The organism is Streptomyces sp. NPDC002130 (assembly GCF_040296465.1).
In the GTDB taxonomy this organism is placed as follows: domain Bacteria; phylum Actinomycetota; class Actinomycetes; order Streptomycetales; family Streptomycetaceae; genus Streptomyces.
The window spans coordinates 1-15,377 of the sequence record NZ_JBEOXI010000021.1 but is presented as its reverse complement, the minus strand read 5'-3'; the positions used below and the strand labels follow the sequence as shown (position 1 = coordinate 15,377).

Below are 15,377 nucleotides of genomic sequence, written 5' to 3'. Positions count from 1 at the left end.
CAGGAACGGCGGCCGCTGCTCCGGCCGTTCGACGGAAAACCGGTCCCACGCCCTCGGACCCGCATGCGATGCTCGGGCCTGTGGAAACCCAGTCCGTCAGCCCCGTCTTCGTCGGCCGTGCCGAGGAACTGGGCACGCTGTACGACGCCCTCGCACGCGCCTGCGAGGGCGAGCCGCAGGCGCTGCTCATCGGCGGGGAGGCCGGGGTCGGCAAGACCCGCCTCGTCGAGGAGTTCGCCGCCGCCGCCCGTCGGCGCGGGGCGGTGGTCGCACTCGGCGGGTGCGTGGAGATCGGCGCCGACGGGCTGCCCTTCGCCCCCTTCTCCACCGCGCTGCGCGCCCTGCGCCGCGAACTCCCCGGCGAGCTGGCCGCCGCTTCCGCCGGCCAGGAGGAGGAACTGGCCCGGCTGCTGCCCGAGCTGGGCGAGTCGCGGGCCGGGCGGCACGACGAGGACGGCATGGCGCGCCTCTTCGAGCTCACTGCACGCCTGCTGGAGCGGGTGGCCGCCGAGCACACCGTCGTCCTGGCCCTGGAGGACCTGCACTGGGCCGACGCCTCCACCCGCCATCTGCTGTCCTACCTCGTCCGCACCCTGCGCACCGGACGCCTCGTCGTCCTCGCCACCTACCGCTCCGACGACATCCACCGCCGCCACCCGCTCAGGCCCCTGCTCGCCGAACTCGACCGGCTCCGCACGATCCGCCGCCTCGAACTCGCCCGCTTCAACCGCGACGAGGTCGGCCGCCAGGTCGCCGGCATCCTCGCCCACGAACCCGAGCCGGACCAGGTCGACGCGATCTTCCAGCGCTCCGACGGCAACGCCTTCTTCGTCGAGGAGCTCGCCGTCGCCGACCACGAGGGCTGCCGGACGGGCCTGACCGACTCCCTGCGCGACCTGCTGCTCGTCCGTGTGGAGGGGCTGCCGGAGTCCGCCCAGCAGGTCGCCCGGATCGTCGCCGAGGGCGGCTCCACCGTCGAGTACCGGCTGCTGGCCGCCGTCGCCCGGCTCGCCGAGGACGACCTCATCGAGGCACTGCGGGCCGCCGTGAACGCGAGCATCCTCGCCCCCGCACCAGGCGGCGACGGCTACCGCTTCCGCCACTCCCTGGTCCGCGAGGCCGTCAGCGACGACCTGCTTCCCGGCGAACGCTCCCGCCTCAACCGCCGCTACGCCGAAGCCCTGGAGACCGACCCCTCCCTGGTCCCCGCCGACCAGCGGGCGACCCGCCTGGCCAGCTACTGGTACCACGCCCACGACGCCGCCAAGGCCCTGCCCGCCGTCCTCGAAGCCTCCGTCGAGGCCCGCCGCCGCCACGCCTACTCCGAGCAACTCCGGCTCCTGGAGAGGGCGATGGAACTGTGGGACTCCGCTCCCGAGGCCGTACGCGCCACCCTGCGCCCCGTCGACTACACCGAGGTCTATCCCCCCTGCGGCTGCGACCCCGCCACCACGGCGCTGCGCCACCTGGACCTGCTGGCCGAGGCGGCCGTGGCCGGACGGCTCTGCGGGGAGCGCGAACGCGCCCTGAAGATCACCAAGCGGGCCCTGCGCCTGCTGGAGGACGAGGACGATCCCCTGCGAACCGCCTGGTTCTGGATCCAGCGTTCCCGGCTGGTCCAGCGGCTCGCCCGGGGCGACGGCTGGCAGGAGATCGCCACCGCGCAGGAGCTGGTCCGCGGCCTGCCGCCGTCCGAGGTGCACGCCGAGGTGCTGGCCACGGCCGCGCACTGGTCGATGCTCCGTGAACCCGGCCCGGAGACCCTGACGGCCGCCGAGCGGGCCGTCGAGTACGCGCGCATGGTGGGCGCCGACGAGATCGAGTCCAACGCCCGCCTCACTCTCGGCGGGCTCATGGTCGAGGCCGGGCAGATCGAAGCCGGGCTGGCCCACATGTACGAGGTCCGGGACGAAGTGGTGGCCCGTGGCCTCGCGGTCGTCGTGGGCCGCAGCCATGTGAACCTGCCCTCCACCCTGGAGGGCATCGGCCGCTCCGAGGAGGCCGTGACCGTCCTTCGCGAGGGCCTGCGGCTCACCTCCACGATGGGACTGACCGAGTCCGAGGGCTGGGTGTGGGGCAACCTCGCCGAGTCGCTCATCTCCCTCGGCCGCTGGGACGAGGCCGCCGAGGCGGCCGTCAGCGCCCAGCGGCTGGGGCAGACGGCCGGGCCGTACGGGTCGGGCGCCAACAGCCGGGCGTTTCTCGCCCTGGCCCGCGGTGAGGTGCCCGAGGCCGCCCGCCACCTCGCCGAGGCCCGCGCCTCCTACGGCCCGCACGACCCCATGCCGCAGCACGACCTGCCGATCTCCTGCCTCACCGTCGCCGTCGCCGCCGCCGAGGGCCGCCTGGCCGACGCCCGCGCCGAACTGGCCCGCACCCTCGCCTCCGGCTTCCCGCTCGGCACCCAGCGCTACGCCTGGCCGCTGCTGCTCCAGGCGGCCACCGCCGAGGCCGACGCCCGGGCGCTGCCCGCCGCCCGCGACGGCCGCGAGCAGGTCCCGGACGCCATCCTCTCCGCCGTCAAGCGCCTCACCACCCACGCCCCCGTCTGGCTCGCCCATGAGCGGTGGGTCCGCGCCGAACTCCATCGCGCCGAGGGCCGGAGCACCCCGGCCACCTGGTCGGACGTGGTCACCGCCTTCGAACCCCTGGGACGGCCCTACGACCTCGCCCGCGTCCGGTACCGCCTGGCCGAGTCCCTGCTGACGGGCGCCGGCGAGGACGAGCGCGAGCGAGCCACGGAACTGCTGCGGCTCGCCCACACCGTCGCCCGCCACCTCGGTGCCCGGCCGCTCGAGGACGCCGCCACCGCGCTCGCCCGGCGCGCCCGCCTCCCGCTCATGCCCGCCATGGAACCCGGCCCCGCGCCGGCCGACCCCGCCGACGCCCTCGGCCTCACCACCCGGGAACGGGACGTCCTGCGCCTGGTCGCCGCGGGGCAGACCAACCGCCGCATCGCGGAGGAGCTGTTCATCTCACCCAAGACCGCGAGCGTGCACGTCTCGAACATCCTGGGGAAGCTCGGCGTCTCCGGGCGGGGCGAGGCGGCGGCGGTGGCGCACCGGCTGGGGCTGTTCCCGGCCGAGATGGTCATGCCCGGTCCCACGGGCTGAGGCATACGCTGTGAGGGACGTCGCGGATCCCGCGGCCCAGGGAGGCACCGTTGTTCAACGTGTTCGAGGAACTGTTCTCGCCCGGGCGCAAGCACACCCGCGACGAACAGAACCGCCTGGAACTGACCCGTGAGGACGTCGGGGACGGCGATCCCGGACGCGGACCGATAGATCTCGCGTCCGGGAAGGTCGTCGTACGCCCGTCGCAGGAGCACGAGGACGGCGAGGGGGAGTAGCCCCTCGGCCCAGGGTTACGTCACCCGCAGTTCCAGGATCCGGTCGTCGCCGTCCTTCGGGCTGCCCCGGCCGTCCGTGTTGCTGGTGACGAGCCAGAGCCTGTCGCCGCCCGCCGCGACGACCGTGCGCAGCCGCCCGTACTCGCCCTCCAGGAACGCCTGCGGCTCCGCCGAGGCCGCCGTGCCGTTCAGCGGGACGCGCCACAGCCGTTTGCCGCGCAGGCCCGCCATCCAGACCGACCCCTCGGCGTAGGCGATGCCGCTGGGCGAGGCCTCGGCCGTGGTCCACTGGTCGACCGGGTTGTGGAACCCCCCGTCGCCGGACCGGCCCTCGGCCTCCGGCCAGCCGTAGTTGTCGCCCGGTTTGATCGCGTTGAGCTCGTCCCAGGTGTCCTGGCCGAACTCCGAGGCGAACAGCCGCTGCTTGCCGTCCCAGGCGAGGCCCTGCACATTGCGGTGGCCGTAGGAGTACACCGGCGAGTTCGGGAACGGGTTGCCCGGCGCCGGCTCGCCCTCCGGGGTCAGGCGCAGGATCTTGCCACCGACGGAGTCCTTGTCCTGGGACAGGCCCGTGTCGCCGCTCTCGCCGGTCCCCACGTACAGCATCTTGTCCGGGCCGAACGCGATGCGCCCTCCGTTGTGGATGAAGCCCTTGGGGATGCCCTTGAAGACCGTGTCGGGAGCGCCGAGCTGCTCGCCGGAGGGCTTCTGTCCGTCGTAGATCATGCGGACGATGCGGTTGTCGGACGCCGACGTGAAGTACGCGTAGACCATGCGGTCCGAGGCGTAGTCGGGGGACAGGGCTATTCCGAGCAGGCCGCCCTCGCCGGCAGCCGAGACCCCCGGCACCTCGCCCACTTCGGTCTTCTTGCCGGTCTTCTCGTCGACCCGGACGATCGTCCCGTCGTCCCGGGAGGCGACGAGCAGGCCGCCGCCCGGCAGCGGAGCGAGGCCCCAGGGGGAGTCCAGGCCCTCGGCGACGGTGCGCACCACCTTCACCGAGCCCCGGGCGGGAGGTGTCTCCTCGGCCGCCTGCCGCGGCGGTGCGGACGACCCCGGTGCCGTCCGGCTCGGGAAGGCGCTGTCGTCCTTGCCGGACGGGCCTCCTCCGTCGGAGGAGCAACCGGCCGTCAGCAGGAGCGCGGCGGCGGCCAGCACGGCCGGGACGGCTCGACGTTGCACGATCATGGTCCCTTCGACGGGGCAGGTCCTTCTCCCTGTCATACACCGCTCGCGGCGTGAGGGTTCCCGATCACGGAACGCCGTAGCGGGAACGCGGGGTTTGCCCGAAACGCACCGGGGCGCAAACCCGCCCCTCAGTCCCACGACCCCTGGGCGGGCGGCAGCGCGGCTATCTCCCTGAGGTCGTCCGGGGTCAGGCGCACCTCCGTCGCCGCCGTGTTCTCCGTGACCCAGCGCTCCTGCTTCGTGCCGGGGACCGGGACCACGTGCGGGCCCTGGGCCAGCACCCACGCGAGGGCGACCTGGGCGGGCGTGACGCCCGCGCCGTGCCGGCGGGCCACGCGGCGCAGACCCACGACGAACGGCTGGTTCGCGGCCATCATCTCGGCCGTGAAGCGGGGGTGCCGGGCGCGCGGGTCGTCCGCCTCGAAGCCCGCGCCGGGGCGCAGCCTGCCGGTCAGGAAGCCGTTGCCCAGCGGCATCGCGGCGAGGAAACCGACGCCCCGCGTCCGGCACCACGGCAGCAGGGCCTCCAGCGCCTCCGGCGACCACACCGACAGCTCCGCCTCCACCGCGCTCACCGGGAAGACCTGCTGCACCCGCTCCAGCTGCCGGATCGTTCCGTCATGCAGCCGGGCCCCGGCCCGGCGACCGGCCCGCGCGCCCACCGCACACAGGCCCAACGCCCGTACCTTCCCGGCCCGGACGAGCTCCGCCATCGCGCCCCAGGTCTCCTCGACCGGCACCTCGGGGTCGGCCCGGTGCAGCTGGTAGAGGTCGATGACGTCGGTCTGCAGCCGCCGCAGCGACGCATCGCAGGCCCGCTTCACATACCCGGGGCGGCCGTTGGCGACGATGTGCTGGTCGCCCACGAGCAGCCCGACCTTCGTCGACACGAACGCGTCGGACCGCCGCTCCTTCAACGCCCGCCCCACCAGCAGCTCGTTGGTGAAGGGGCCGTACATGTCGGCCGTGTCCAGCAGGGACGCACCCAGGTCGAGCGCCCGGTGCACCGCCCTGAGCGACTCGTCGCCCCGCCGCCGCGACGCACTGTAGGCCCAGCTCATCGGCATGCACCCGAGTCCGACGGCCCCCACCGCGAGCGCCGCCGCGCCGATCGTCCTGCGCTCCACCTGGTCGTGACCCTCCCTGTTCGAGCCACCCCAACCTAACCTCTGCCGTCACACGCTCCTGACATAGCCTCCAGAGCATGACTGCTGACGTGTGGCTGCCCATCCCGCCGGACGAGATCGACGGACTCCCCGAGGGCCCGGACTACCGCTTCTGGAACGGCGAGGAGGACTTCCCCGCGGACCCGGCCGACTGCGCCTTCTACGTCGTCCCCTACATGAAGCCCAGCCCGCTGTGCGTACGGCCCATGGGGCGGATGAGCAACATCCGGGTCGTGCAGACCCTCTCCGCCGGGATCGACCACGTGGAGCCGGGGCTCGGGCAGCTGCCCGCGGGTGTGCGGCTGTGCAATGCGCGAGGGGTGCACGAGGCCAGCACCGCCGAGCTCACCCTCGCGCTGATCCTGGCCTCGCTGCGCGGGATCCCCGACTTCGTCCGCGCGCAGGACCGGGGGGAGTGGCTCGGCGGGTTCCGGCCCGCGCTCGCCGACAAGAACGTCCTCATCGTGGGATACGGCTCGATCGGCGAGGCCATCGAGGACCGGCTCGTTCCGTTCGAGGTGGCGCGGGTGGCGCGCGTCGCGCGCTCCGAGCGCACCACGGCGCGCGGTCCGGTGCATCCGCTCACCGACCTTCCCGCGCTGCTGCCGGAAGCGGACGTCGTGATCCTGTCCACCCCCCTCACCGAAGCCACCCGCGGCCTGGCCGGAGCCGACTTCCTGTCCCGGATGAAGGACGGCGCGCTGCTCGTCAACGTCGCCCGCGGCCCCGTCGTCGACACCAAGGCCCTGCTCGCCGAACTGGAGACCGGCCGCATCACCGCCGCCCTCGACGTCACCGACCCGGAGCCGCCGGCGCGCGAACACCCCCTGTGGCGTGCGCCGGGGGTACTCATCAGCCCCCACGTCGGCGGACCCACCTCCGCGTTCCTTCCGCGCGCCAAGCGGCTCCTGGTGGACCAGTTGAACCGCTATGTGAACCGGGAGCCGCTCCGCAACGTGATCCTCACGACGGGTGCATCAACCGACTGAGAGACCTTCGAGCACCGTCCGCAATCCCCCGGGTGCGGTGGGTACTCATATATCTGTTGATCGTCACGGAGCGTAGAGAACCTATGTCCCTGAGTGACGAGACTGGTGTATCGTCCCGACAGGGGCTGCGCCGGGGACCGTTCGGCGCCGGGGACGGACACTTCAGACTGTGAGGGGGGCGACAGGCGATGCACGGCCTTTGGACGAGCGATCCGACGGGACGGGGCTGCCGGCGGCGACCCTGGCGGACGGCCGCGAGCAGACGCGGTCAGCACGCCGATCACGTCGGCCACCACACCCACCACAGCGAACACCACACCGACCACCGTCACCATCACCGCAGGTCCGGCAGGAGCAGAAGGCATGCCCAGCCGGTCCACCGGAGCCCGCGGGACCCGGGAGTCGCGCGGACCGGGAGGGCCCGGTGAGCGCGCCCCCCACCCCCACGCTGGACGGAGCGCTGCGGGCACAGCCTCCTTCCCCGGGCGCGCTGCTGCCTCGCACGCCGGTCACCGGCCGCCGGCCGGGCCTGGCCCTCCAACTCGTCCTCGCCCTGGCCTGCGCGGGATACGCGGTCGGTGCCGCGTTCGGCTGGGGTTCATACGAAGTGGCCCTGTTCATGGGCGACTTCGGGCTGAGCGCCGCGGCCGCCACCGCCGCCGTCTCGTGCTTCCTCTACGCCCGCAGCCGCCGCCCCCGCTTCCGACCCGCCTGGCTGCTGTTCGGCCTCTCCTCGGTCATGGCGTCCCTGGGCAACCTGGTCTGGGGGTGGTACGAGGTGGTCCTGGGCCTGCCCGTGCCCAGTCCCAGCTACGCCGACCTGTTCTTCCTCTGCTTCGCGCCGCCCGCGATCGTCGGCCTGCTCGTGCTCGCCAAGCGGCCGGTGACCAAGGCCGGCTGGGTCTGCCTCGGGCTGGACGCCTGGCTCATCGGCGGCTCGCTGCTGACGCTGGCCTGGAGCCTCGCCCTCGCCCAGGCCGCGAAATCGGAAGGGCCCGGCGTGGCGCACATCGCGCTGTCGCTGGCGTACCCGCTGCTCGACATCGCCCTGGTGAGCATGGTCCTCGCCCTGCATTTCAGGCGGTCCGCGGTCAACCGCTCCGCGGTGAACACCGCGATCGGCGCCCTGGCGCTGACCGTGATGTGCGACGCCCTGTTCACCTCACCGCTCATGCACCACGACTACCGCTCAGGACAGCTGCTCGACGCGGGCTGGTTCGCGGGCTCGCTGCTCCTGGCGTACGCCCCGTGGGCGGGGTCCCGCGCGGAGGGCGACCGGCACGGCTCCGACCGGCACGGCGCCGCCGGGCACACCCGCGTGGTGCACGAGCACGTGCCGGGGCAGCGCGGCGGCACCCACCACCACGCGCCCCTGCCCGGCGCCGAGCACAGCCGGTATCCGGCCACCCGGCCCATCGCCGGCTCCCTCGCCGCCCTCACGCCGTATCTCGCGGCCGCCGTGTGCACCCTGGGGATCCTCTACAACGTCCTCAACGGCCGCAGCGTCGACCGCGTGGTCCTGCTGACCGGAGGCACCGTGGTGCTCGCGCTCGTCGTGCGCCAGGGCATCATGCTGCTCGACAACATCACCCTCACCCAGGAACTGGCGCAGAAGGAGAACCACTTCCGCTCCCTGGTGCAGGGCTCCAGCGACGTCATCATGATCGCCGCACCCAGTGGCGTCCTGAGGTACGTCTCCCCGGCCGCCGCCGGTGTGTACGGCCGCCCGGCGGAGGAGCTGGTGGGTACGGAACTGGCCAACCTCATCCACCCCGAGGACCTGGGCTGCGTCGTGCACGAGGTGCGCAGATTCCTCGCCGCCGACCCGGTCGAGGAACCCACCACGCGCATCGAGTGCCGCTTCCGCTCGGGCGGTGGGGGCACCTCCCGGTCGAGCGAAGCCGAGAGTGGGGGAGGCTGGCTGAACGTCGAGTCGACCGTCAACCGTCACCACGGCGGCCTCATCTTCAACAGTCGCGACGTGACCGAAAGGGTGCGCCTGCAGGCCCAGTTGCAGCACAACGCCGAGCACGACCCGCTCACGGACCTGCCCAACCGCGCCCTGTTCACCAAGCGCGTCCAGCACGCCCTCTCGGGCCGCCGCGCCTCCGACCGGGGCGTGGCCCTGCGCAACACGGCCGTGCTGTTCATCGACCTCGACGGCTTCAAGGCCGTCAACGACACGATCGGGCACCAGGCCGGGGACGAGCTGCTGGTCCAGGCCGCCCGCAGGCTCCAGGAATCCGTCCGGCACGGCGACACCGCGTCCCGGCTCGGCGGAGACGAGTTCGCGGCCCTGATCGCCGGGGACAACACCCGCGACCGGGACGCCCGCGAGCGGCACATACTGGAGCTCGCCGACCGCCTCAGGACGACGCTGTCCCAGCCCTACCTCATCGACGGCAACGATGTCCGTGTCAACGCCTCCATCGGCGTCGCCTTCGCTGAATCCGGTCTCGGCGCCGGTGAACTGCTGCGCAACGCCGACCTGGCCATGTACCGCGCCAAGGCCGGCGGCAAGGGCCGCGTCGAGCTGTACAAGCCGCAGATGCAGCAGGACGTCGTCCGCAAGGCCGAGCTCGCCACCCGTCTGCGGGCCGCGCTGCACGACGGGGAGTTCGCCCTGCTGCACCAGCCGGTGGTGTCCCTGGCGGACGGCCGGATCACGTCGGTGTCCGCACAGGCGCGCTGGCGCTCCTCGCAGGGGGTGCTCTTCACCCCGGCGGAGTTCCTGCGCGTGGCCGACGACGGCGACAGGACCGCCGAGCTGGGCCGGTGGATGATCGAGGAGGCCGTCGAGCAGGCCGCCGAGCGGCACGCGACCGGACTGTCCGTGCCGGTCGTCGTGCGGATGAGCGCCCGCCGGCTGCTGGACCGGTCGATGCCGCTCGGCTCGATCGAGGCGCTGCTCACGCGGCACGGGCTGCCGCCGGGGTCGCTGATCATCGAGCTGTCGGACGCCGACCCGAGGGTCTCCCTGGACGAGCTGGAGCGGCGTCTGGGCGCCCTGCGGCGGGTCGGCGTACGGATCGCGCTCGACGGCTTCGGCAGCGGCTACGCGGCGATCACGGCCCTTCGGCGGCTCCCCGTCGACGTGCTGAAGCTCGACCGCGGTCTGGTCGAGGGCGTCGTCGAGTCCGCGCGGCTGCACAAGATCACCAGCGGGCTGCTGCGCATCGCGGGCGACCTCGGGCTGAAGTCCGTGGCCGAAGGGGTGGATCTGCCCGAGCAGGTCACCGCCCTGCGGGCGATGGGCTGCACGCACGGGCAGGGCATGGCGTTCTCCGGGCCGCTCGACGAGCACCGGCTGCGCCGGGCGCTCGCCGCAGGCCACTGTCCGGTGCCGAACGGTCCGGCCGAACCGGCGTTCGCGGGGGGCGCCCCGCGGGTGTACAGCTCGGGCGTGTCCGCCGTCATCGGAGGCGGCACGGCTCTGCGCTCACATAATGAGACTCCCGTCCCACCTACTTGACAGTGAGTGCGTGCCGGGGAGAGGGTCAGTGCCATGCGCACCCGAATTCTCGTACTTGGAAAGCGCGTCGGCTGACGCTGAGCCTCGACCGCTCAGTGACCCCACCCGGCGCGCTCCCCTCGCTTGCCTTATGGCACGAGGGGTTTTTTGTTGCACAGGCGCCTTTCGTGCAACAGCCGAAGACCGTACAAACCTCGCATAAACCCTCAGCATCTGAGAAGAGAATGCCGATGACCGAGCAGGCCACCGGGGCCCACCACCCGCAGCCCCGGCCCCGATCCGGAGGACACTCCGCCCCCGAGCAGGTGACGGGCGCGCAGTCCCTCATCCGCTCTCTCGAGGAGGTCGGCGCCGACACGGTATTCGGCATTCCCGGCGGTGCGATCCTCCCGGCCTACGACCCGCTGATGGACTCGACCCGGGTGCGCCACGTCCTGGTCCGCCACGAGCAGGGCGCCGGTCACGCCGCCACCGGCTACGCGCAGGCCACCGGCAGGGTCGGTGTCTGCATGGCCACCTCCGGCCCCGGCGCCACCAACCTGGTCACCCCGATCGCCGACGCGCACATGGACTCCGTGCCGCTGGTCGCGATCACCGGCCAGGTGGCGTCGAAGGCGATCGGCACGGACGCCTTCCAGGAGGCGGACATCGTCGGCATCACCATGCCGATCACCAAGCACAACTTCCTCGTCACCAAGGCCGAGGACATCCCGCGGGTCATCGCCCAGGCGTTCCACATCGCCTCCACCGGCCGCCCCGGCCCGGTCCTGGTCGACATCGCCAAGGACGCCCTCCAGGCGAAGACCACCTTCTCCTGGCCGCCCGCCATGGACCTGCCCGGCTACCGCCCGGTGACCAAGCCGCACGCCAAGCAGATCCGTGAGGCCGCCAAGCTGATCACCCAGGCCAAGCGGCCCGTGCTGTACGTCGGCGGCGGTGTGCTCAAGGCCAAGGCCACCGCCGAGCTGAAGGTCCTCGCCGAGCTCACCGGCGCCCCCGTCACCACCACGCTGATGGCGCTCGGGGCGTTCCCCGACAAGCACCCGCAGCACCTGGGCATGCCCGGCATGCACGGCTCGGTCGCCGCCGTCACCGGACTGCAGAAGGCCGACCTGATCGTCGCCCTCGGCGCCCGCTTCGACGACCGCGTCACCGGCAAGCTGGACAGCTTCGCCCCGTTCGCCAAGATCGTCCACGCGGACATCGACCCGGCCGAGATCGGCAAGAACCGCGCCGCCGACGTGCCGATCGTCGGTGACGCCCGTGAGGTCATCGCCGATCTGATCCTGGCGGTCCAGAAGGAGCACAGCGAGGGCCACCAGGGCGACTACAGCGCCTGGTGGAAGGACCTGAGCCGCTGGCGCGACACCTACCCGCTCGGCTACGACCAGCCCGACGACGGCTCGCTCTCCCCGCAGCAGGTCATCGAGCGCATCGGACAGCTCGCCCCCGAGGGCACGATCTTCGCGGCGGGCGTCGGCCAGCACCAGATGTGGTCGGCCCACTTCATCGAGTACGACAAGCCGGGCACCTGGCTCAACTCCGGCGGCGCCGGAACGATGGGCTACGCCGTCCCGGCCGCCATGGGCGCCAAGGCCGGAGCGCCCGAGCGCGCCGTCTGGGCCATCGACGGCGACGGCTGCTTCCAGATGACCAACCAGGAACTGACCACCTGCGCCCTGAACAACATCCCGATCAAGGTCGCCGTCATCAACAACGGCGCCCTCGGGATGGTCCGCCAGTGGCAGACCCTCTTCTACAACCAGCGGTACTCCAACACGGTCCTGCACTCGGGCCCGGACGACGTCAACCCCGAGGCCCGCGGCACCCGAGTCCCCGACTTCGTGAAGCTGTCGGAGGCCATGGGCTGCTACGCCATCCGCTGCGAGTCCCCGGACGACCTCGACAAGGTCATCGAAGAGGCGAACTCGATCAACGACCGCCCGGTCGTCGTCGACTTCATCGTCCACGAGGACGCGATGGTCTGGCCGATGGTCGCCGCCGGCACCTCCAACGACGAGATCATGGCCGCCCGGGACGTCCGCCCCGACTTCGGCGACAACGAAGACGACTGAGAGCCACCCAGGACTTTCAAGCAGAGGAAGCAGATCATGTCCAAGCACACGCTCTCCGTCCTGGTGGAGAACACCCCCGGCATCCTCGCCCGGATCGCCGCCCTGTTCTCCCGCCGCGGCTTCAACATCGACTCGCTCGCGGTGGGCGTCACCGAGCACCCCGACATCTCCCGCATCACCATCGTCGTCGGCGTGGAGGACCTGCCGCTGGAGCAGGTCACCAAGCAGCTCAACAAACTCGTCAACGTGCTGAAGATCGTCGAGCTGGAGCCGTCGCAGGCCGTGCAGCGCGAACTCGTTCTGGTGAAGGTGCGCGCCGACAACGAGACGCGTTCCCAGATCGTCGAGATCGTCCAGCTGTTCCGCGCCAAGACCGTCGACGTCTCCCCGGAGGCCGTCACCATCGAGGCCACCGGATCCGGCGAGAAGCTGTCCGCCATGCTCAAGATGCTGGAGCCGTACGGCATCAAGGAGCTCGTCCAGTCCGGCACGATCGCGATCGGCCGCGGTGCCCGTTCCATCACGGACCGGTCGCTGCGCGCCCTGGACCGGTCGGCCTGAGAGCCGAAACGGGCGGTCGGCGCGCCGTCGGCCGCCCGTATTCCGAGACCCTCAAGCTTCCCTTCCGCCCCCCGTCATACGGTGGGACGCAACACCTGCACTCCCGAGGAGAGAACCCAAAGTGGCCGAGCTGTTCTACGACGCCGACGCCGACCTGTCCATCATCCAGGGCCGCAAGGTCGCGGTCATCGGGTACGGCAGCCAGGGCCACGCCCACGCGCTGTCGCTCCGTGACTCGGGTGTCGACGTCCGCGTCGGTCTGCACGAGGGCTCCAAGTCCAAGGCCAAGGCCGAGGAGCAGGGCCTGCGCGTGGTGAGCCCGTCGGAGGCCGCCGCCGAGGCCGACGTCATCATGATCCTGGTGCCGGACCCGATCCAGGCGCAGGTCTACGAGGAGCACATCGCCCCCAACCTGAGCGACGGCGACGCCCTGTTCTTCGGCCACGGCCTGAACATCCGCTACGGCTTCATCAAGCCCCCGGCCGGCGTCGACGTCTGCATGGTCGCCCCGAAGGGCCCGGGCCACCTGGTGCGCCGCCAGTACGAGGAAGGCCGCGGCGTTCCCTGCATCGCCGCCGTCGAGCAGGACGCCACGGGCAACGGCTTCGCGCTGGCCCTGTCCTACGCCAAGGGCATCGGCGGCACCCGCGCCGGCGTCATCAAGACCACCTTCACCGAGGAGACCGAGACCGACCTGTTCGGTGAGCAGGCCGTGCTCTGCGGTGGTACCGCCGCGCTGGTCAAGGCGGGCTTCGAGACGCTGACCGAGGCCGGCTACCAGCCGGAGATCGCCTACTTCGAGTGCCTGCACGAGCTGAAGCTGATCGTGGACCTCATGTACGAGGGCGGCCTGGAGAAGATGCGCTGGTCGATCTCCGAGACCGCCGAGTGGGGCGACTACGTCACCGGCCCGCGCATCATCACCGAGGCCACCAAGGCCGAGATGAAGAAGGTCCTCGCCGAGATCCAGGACGGCACCTTCGCGACGCAGTGGATGGACGAGTACCACGGCGGTCTGAAGAAGTACAACGAGTACAAGAAGCAGGACTCCGAGCACCTGCTGGAGACCACCGGCAAGGAGCTGCGCAAGCTCATGAGCTGGGTCGACGAGGAGGCGTAAGCCGCCCGCCCGAGGGGCCGGAGCGAACCCGCTCCGGCCCCTTCGGCGAACCCCGGGTAACGTCGGTGGTACGGCGTTGTCCAACCCGTCCCGCCACGGACGGGTGATCCTTCCGCAGCGGCACAGGACGACGCCCCATGCGCCACTAGACTGCTGCACACATACGCGTCAGGCCCACAGCGTCGTGCGTCTCCAACGCGGCAAGCACCCCTCCACCGCCTGCGGCCGTCGGGACGGCCGTCCGCAGCACTGGACTTGTGAGGACTCACGTGAGCTCGAAACCCGTCGTACTCATCGCTGAAGAGCTGTCGCCCGCCACCGTCGACGCCCTGGGCCCGGACTTCGAGATCCGGCACTGCAACGGCGCGGACCGGGCCGAGCTGCTCCCGGCCATCGCCGACGTCGACGCGATCCTGGTCCGCTCGGCCACCAAGGTCGACGCCGAGGCGATCGCCGCCGCGAACAAGCTGAAGGTCGTCGCACGAGCCGGCGTCGGCCTGGACAACGTGGACGTCTCCGCCGCCACCAAGGCCGGCGTGATGGTCGTCAACGCTCCCACCTCGAACATCGTGACCGCCGCCGAGCTGGCCTGCGGTCTCCTCGTCGCCACCGCCCGCCACATCCCGCAGGCCAACGCCGCGCTGAAGAACGGCGAGTGGAAGCGCAGCAAGTACACGGGCGTCGAGCTCGCCGAGAAGACCCTCGGTGTCGTGGGTCTGGGCCGTATCGGTGCGCTGGTCGCCCAGCGCATGTCCGGGTTCGGCATGAAGGTCGTCGCCTACGACCCCTACATCCAGCCCGCCCGCGCCGCCCAGATGGGCGTGAAGGTGCTGTCGCTGGACGAGCTGCTCGAGGTCTCCGACTTCATCACCGTGCACCTCCCCAAGACCCCCGAGACCGTCGGCCTCATCGGCGACGAGGCGCTGCGCAAGGTCAAGCCGAGCGTGCGCATCGTCAACGCCGCGCGCGGCGGGATCGTCGACGAGGAGGCGCTGTACTCCGCCCTCAAGGAGGGCCGGGTCGCCGGTGCCGGTCTCGACGTGTACGCGAAGGAGCCCTGCACGGACTCCCCGCTGTTCGAGTTCGACCAGGTCGTCTGCACCCCGCACCTCGGTGCCTCCACCGACGAGGCGCAGGAGAAGGCCGGCATCGCCGTCGCCCGCTCGGTGCGCCTCGCCCTCGCCGGTGAGCTCGTGCCGGACGCGGTGAACGTGCAGGGCGGCGTCATCGCCGAGGACGTCAAGCCGGGTCTGCCGCTCGCCGAGCGCCTGGGCCGGATCTTCACCGCCCTCGCCGGTGAGGTCGCGGTCCGCCTCGACGTCGAGGTGTACGGCGAGATCACCCAGCACGACGTGAAGGTGCTGGAGCTGTCCGCGCTCAAGGGTGTCTTCGAGGACGTCGTCGACGAGACGGTCTCCTACGTCAACGCGCCGCTCTTCGCGCAGGAGCGCGGCGTC

Annotated in this window: 10 protein-coding genes; 8 read left to right on the top strand and 2 right to left on the bottom strand. The window is 71.7% G+C overall.

Annotated features, from left to right (window positions below):
* Positions 1-68: 68 nt before the first annotated feature.
* Positions 69-3,113, top strand: coding sequence for a helix-turn-helix transcriptional regulator (locus ABT116_RS06270; protein ID WP_351628579.1), 3,045 nt, complete (start codon positions 69-71; stop codon positions 3,111-3,113).
* 50 nt (positions 3,114-3,163) lie between these two features.
* Positions 3,164-3,349: a DUF6191 domain-containing protein gene (locus ABT116_RS06265; RefSeq protein ID WP_351628577.1), complete on the top strand. Its 186-nt coding sequence runs from the start codon at positions 3,164-3,166 to the stop codon at positions 3,347-3,349.
* A gap of 15 nt (positions 3,350-3,364) precedes the next feature.
* Here the strand turns inward: ABT116_RS06265 and ABT116_RS06260 are convergent, their stop codons facing one another.
* Both ABT116_RS06260 and ABT116_RS06255 read right to left on the bottom strand, forming a co-directional pair.
* Positions 3,365-4,537 carry a PQQ-dependent sugar dehydrogenase gene (locus ABT116_RS06260; RefSeq protein ID WP_351628574.1) on the bottom strand — a complete coding sequence of 391 codons (1,173 nt, stop codon included), beginning with the start codon at positions 4,535-4,537 and terminating at the stop codon, positions 3,365-3,367.
* Between the two features lie 128 nt (positions 4,538-4,665).
* Positions 4,666-5,664 (bottom strand): aldo/keto reductase, encoded by a 999-nt coding sequence (locus tag ABT116_RS06255; RefSeq protein ID WP_351628572.1) that lies wholly within the window; start codon positions 5,662-5,664, stop codon positions 4,666-4,668.
* A gap of 77 nt (positions 5,665-5,741) precedes the next feature.
* Here ABT116_RS06255 and ABT116_RS06250 point away from each other — a divergent pair, with 77 nt between their 5' ends.
* From ABT116_RS06250 to serA, 6 genes are all read left to right on the top strand, one after another.
* Positions 5,742-6,692 carry a 2-hydroxyacid dehydrogenase gene (locus tag ABT116_RS06250; RefSeq protein ID WP_351628569.1) on the top strand — a complete coding sequence of 317 codons (951 nt, stop codon included), beginning with the start codon at positions 5,742-5,744 and terminating at the stop codon, positions 6,690-6,692.
* A gap of 424 nt (positions 6,693-7,116) precedes the next feature.
* The gene (locus tag ABT116_RS06245; RefSeq protein ID WP_351628566.1) at positions 7,117-10,164 is read left to right on the top strand and encodes a putative bifunctional diguanylate cyclase/phosphodiesterase; all 3,048 of its coding nucleotides are present in this window, start codon (positions 7,117-7,119) and stop codon (positions 10,162-10,164) included.
* Positions 10,165-10,388: 224 nt separating this feature from the next.
* Positions 10,389-12,239: an acetolactate synthase large subunit gene (locus ABT116_RS06240; RefSeq protein WP_351628563.1), complete on the top strand. Its 1,851-nt coding sequence runs from the start codon at positions 10,389-10,391 to the stop codon at positions 12,237-12,239.
* A 36-nt stretch (positions 12,240-12,275) separates the two neighbouring features.
* Positions 12,276-12,800, top strand: a complete 525-nt coding sequence (ilvN, locus tag ABT116_RS06235; protein ID WP_010048631.1) for an acetolactate synthase small subunit — start codon at positions 12,276-12,278, stop codon at positions 12,798-12,800.
* Between the two features lie 121 nt (positions 12,801-12,921).
* Positions 12,922-13,920, top strand: coding sequence for a ketol-acid reductoisomerase (gene ilvC, locus ABT116_RS06230; protein ID WP_351628560.1), 999 nt, complete (start codon positions 12,922-12,924; stop codon positions 13,918-13,920).
* A gap of 269 nt (positions 13,921-14,189) precedes the next feature.
* A partial coding sequence (gene serA, locus ABT116_RS06225; protein ID WP_351628557.1) for a phosphoglycerate dehydrogenase occupies positions 14,190-15,377 on the top strand: 1,188 nt, incomplete at its 3' end.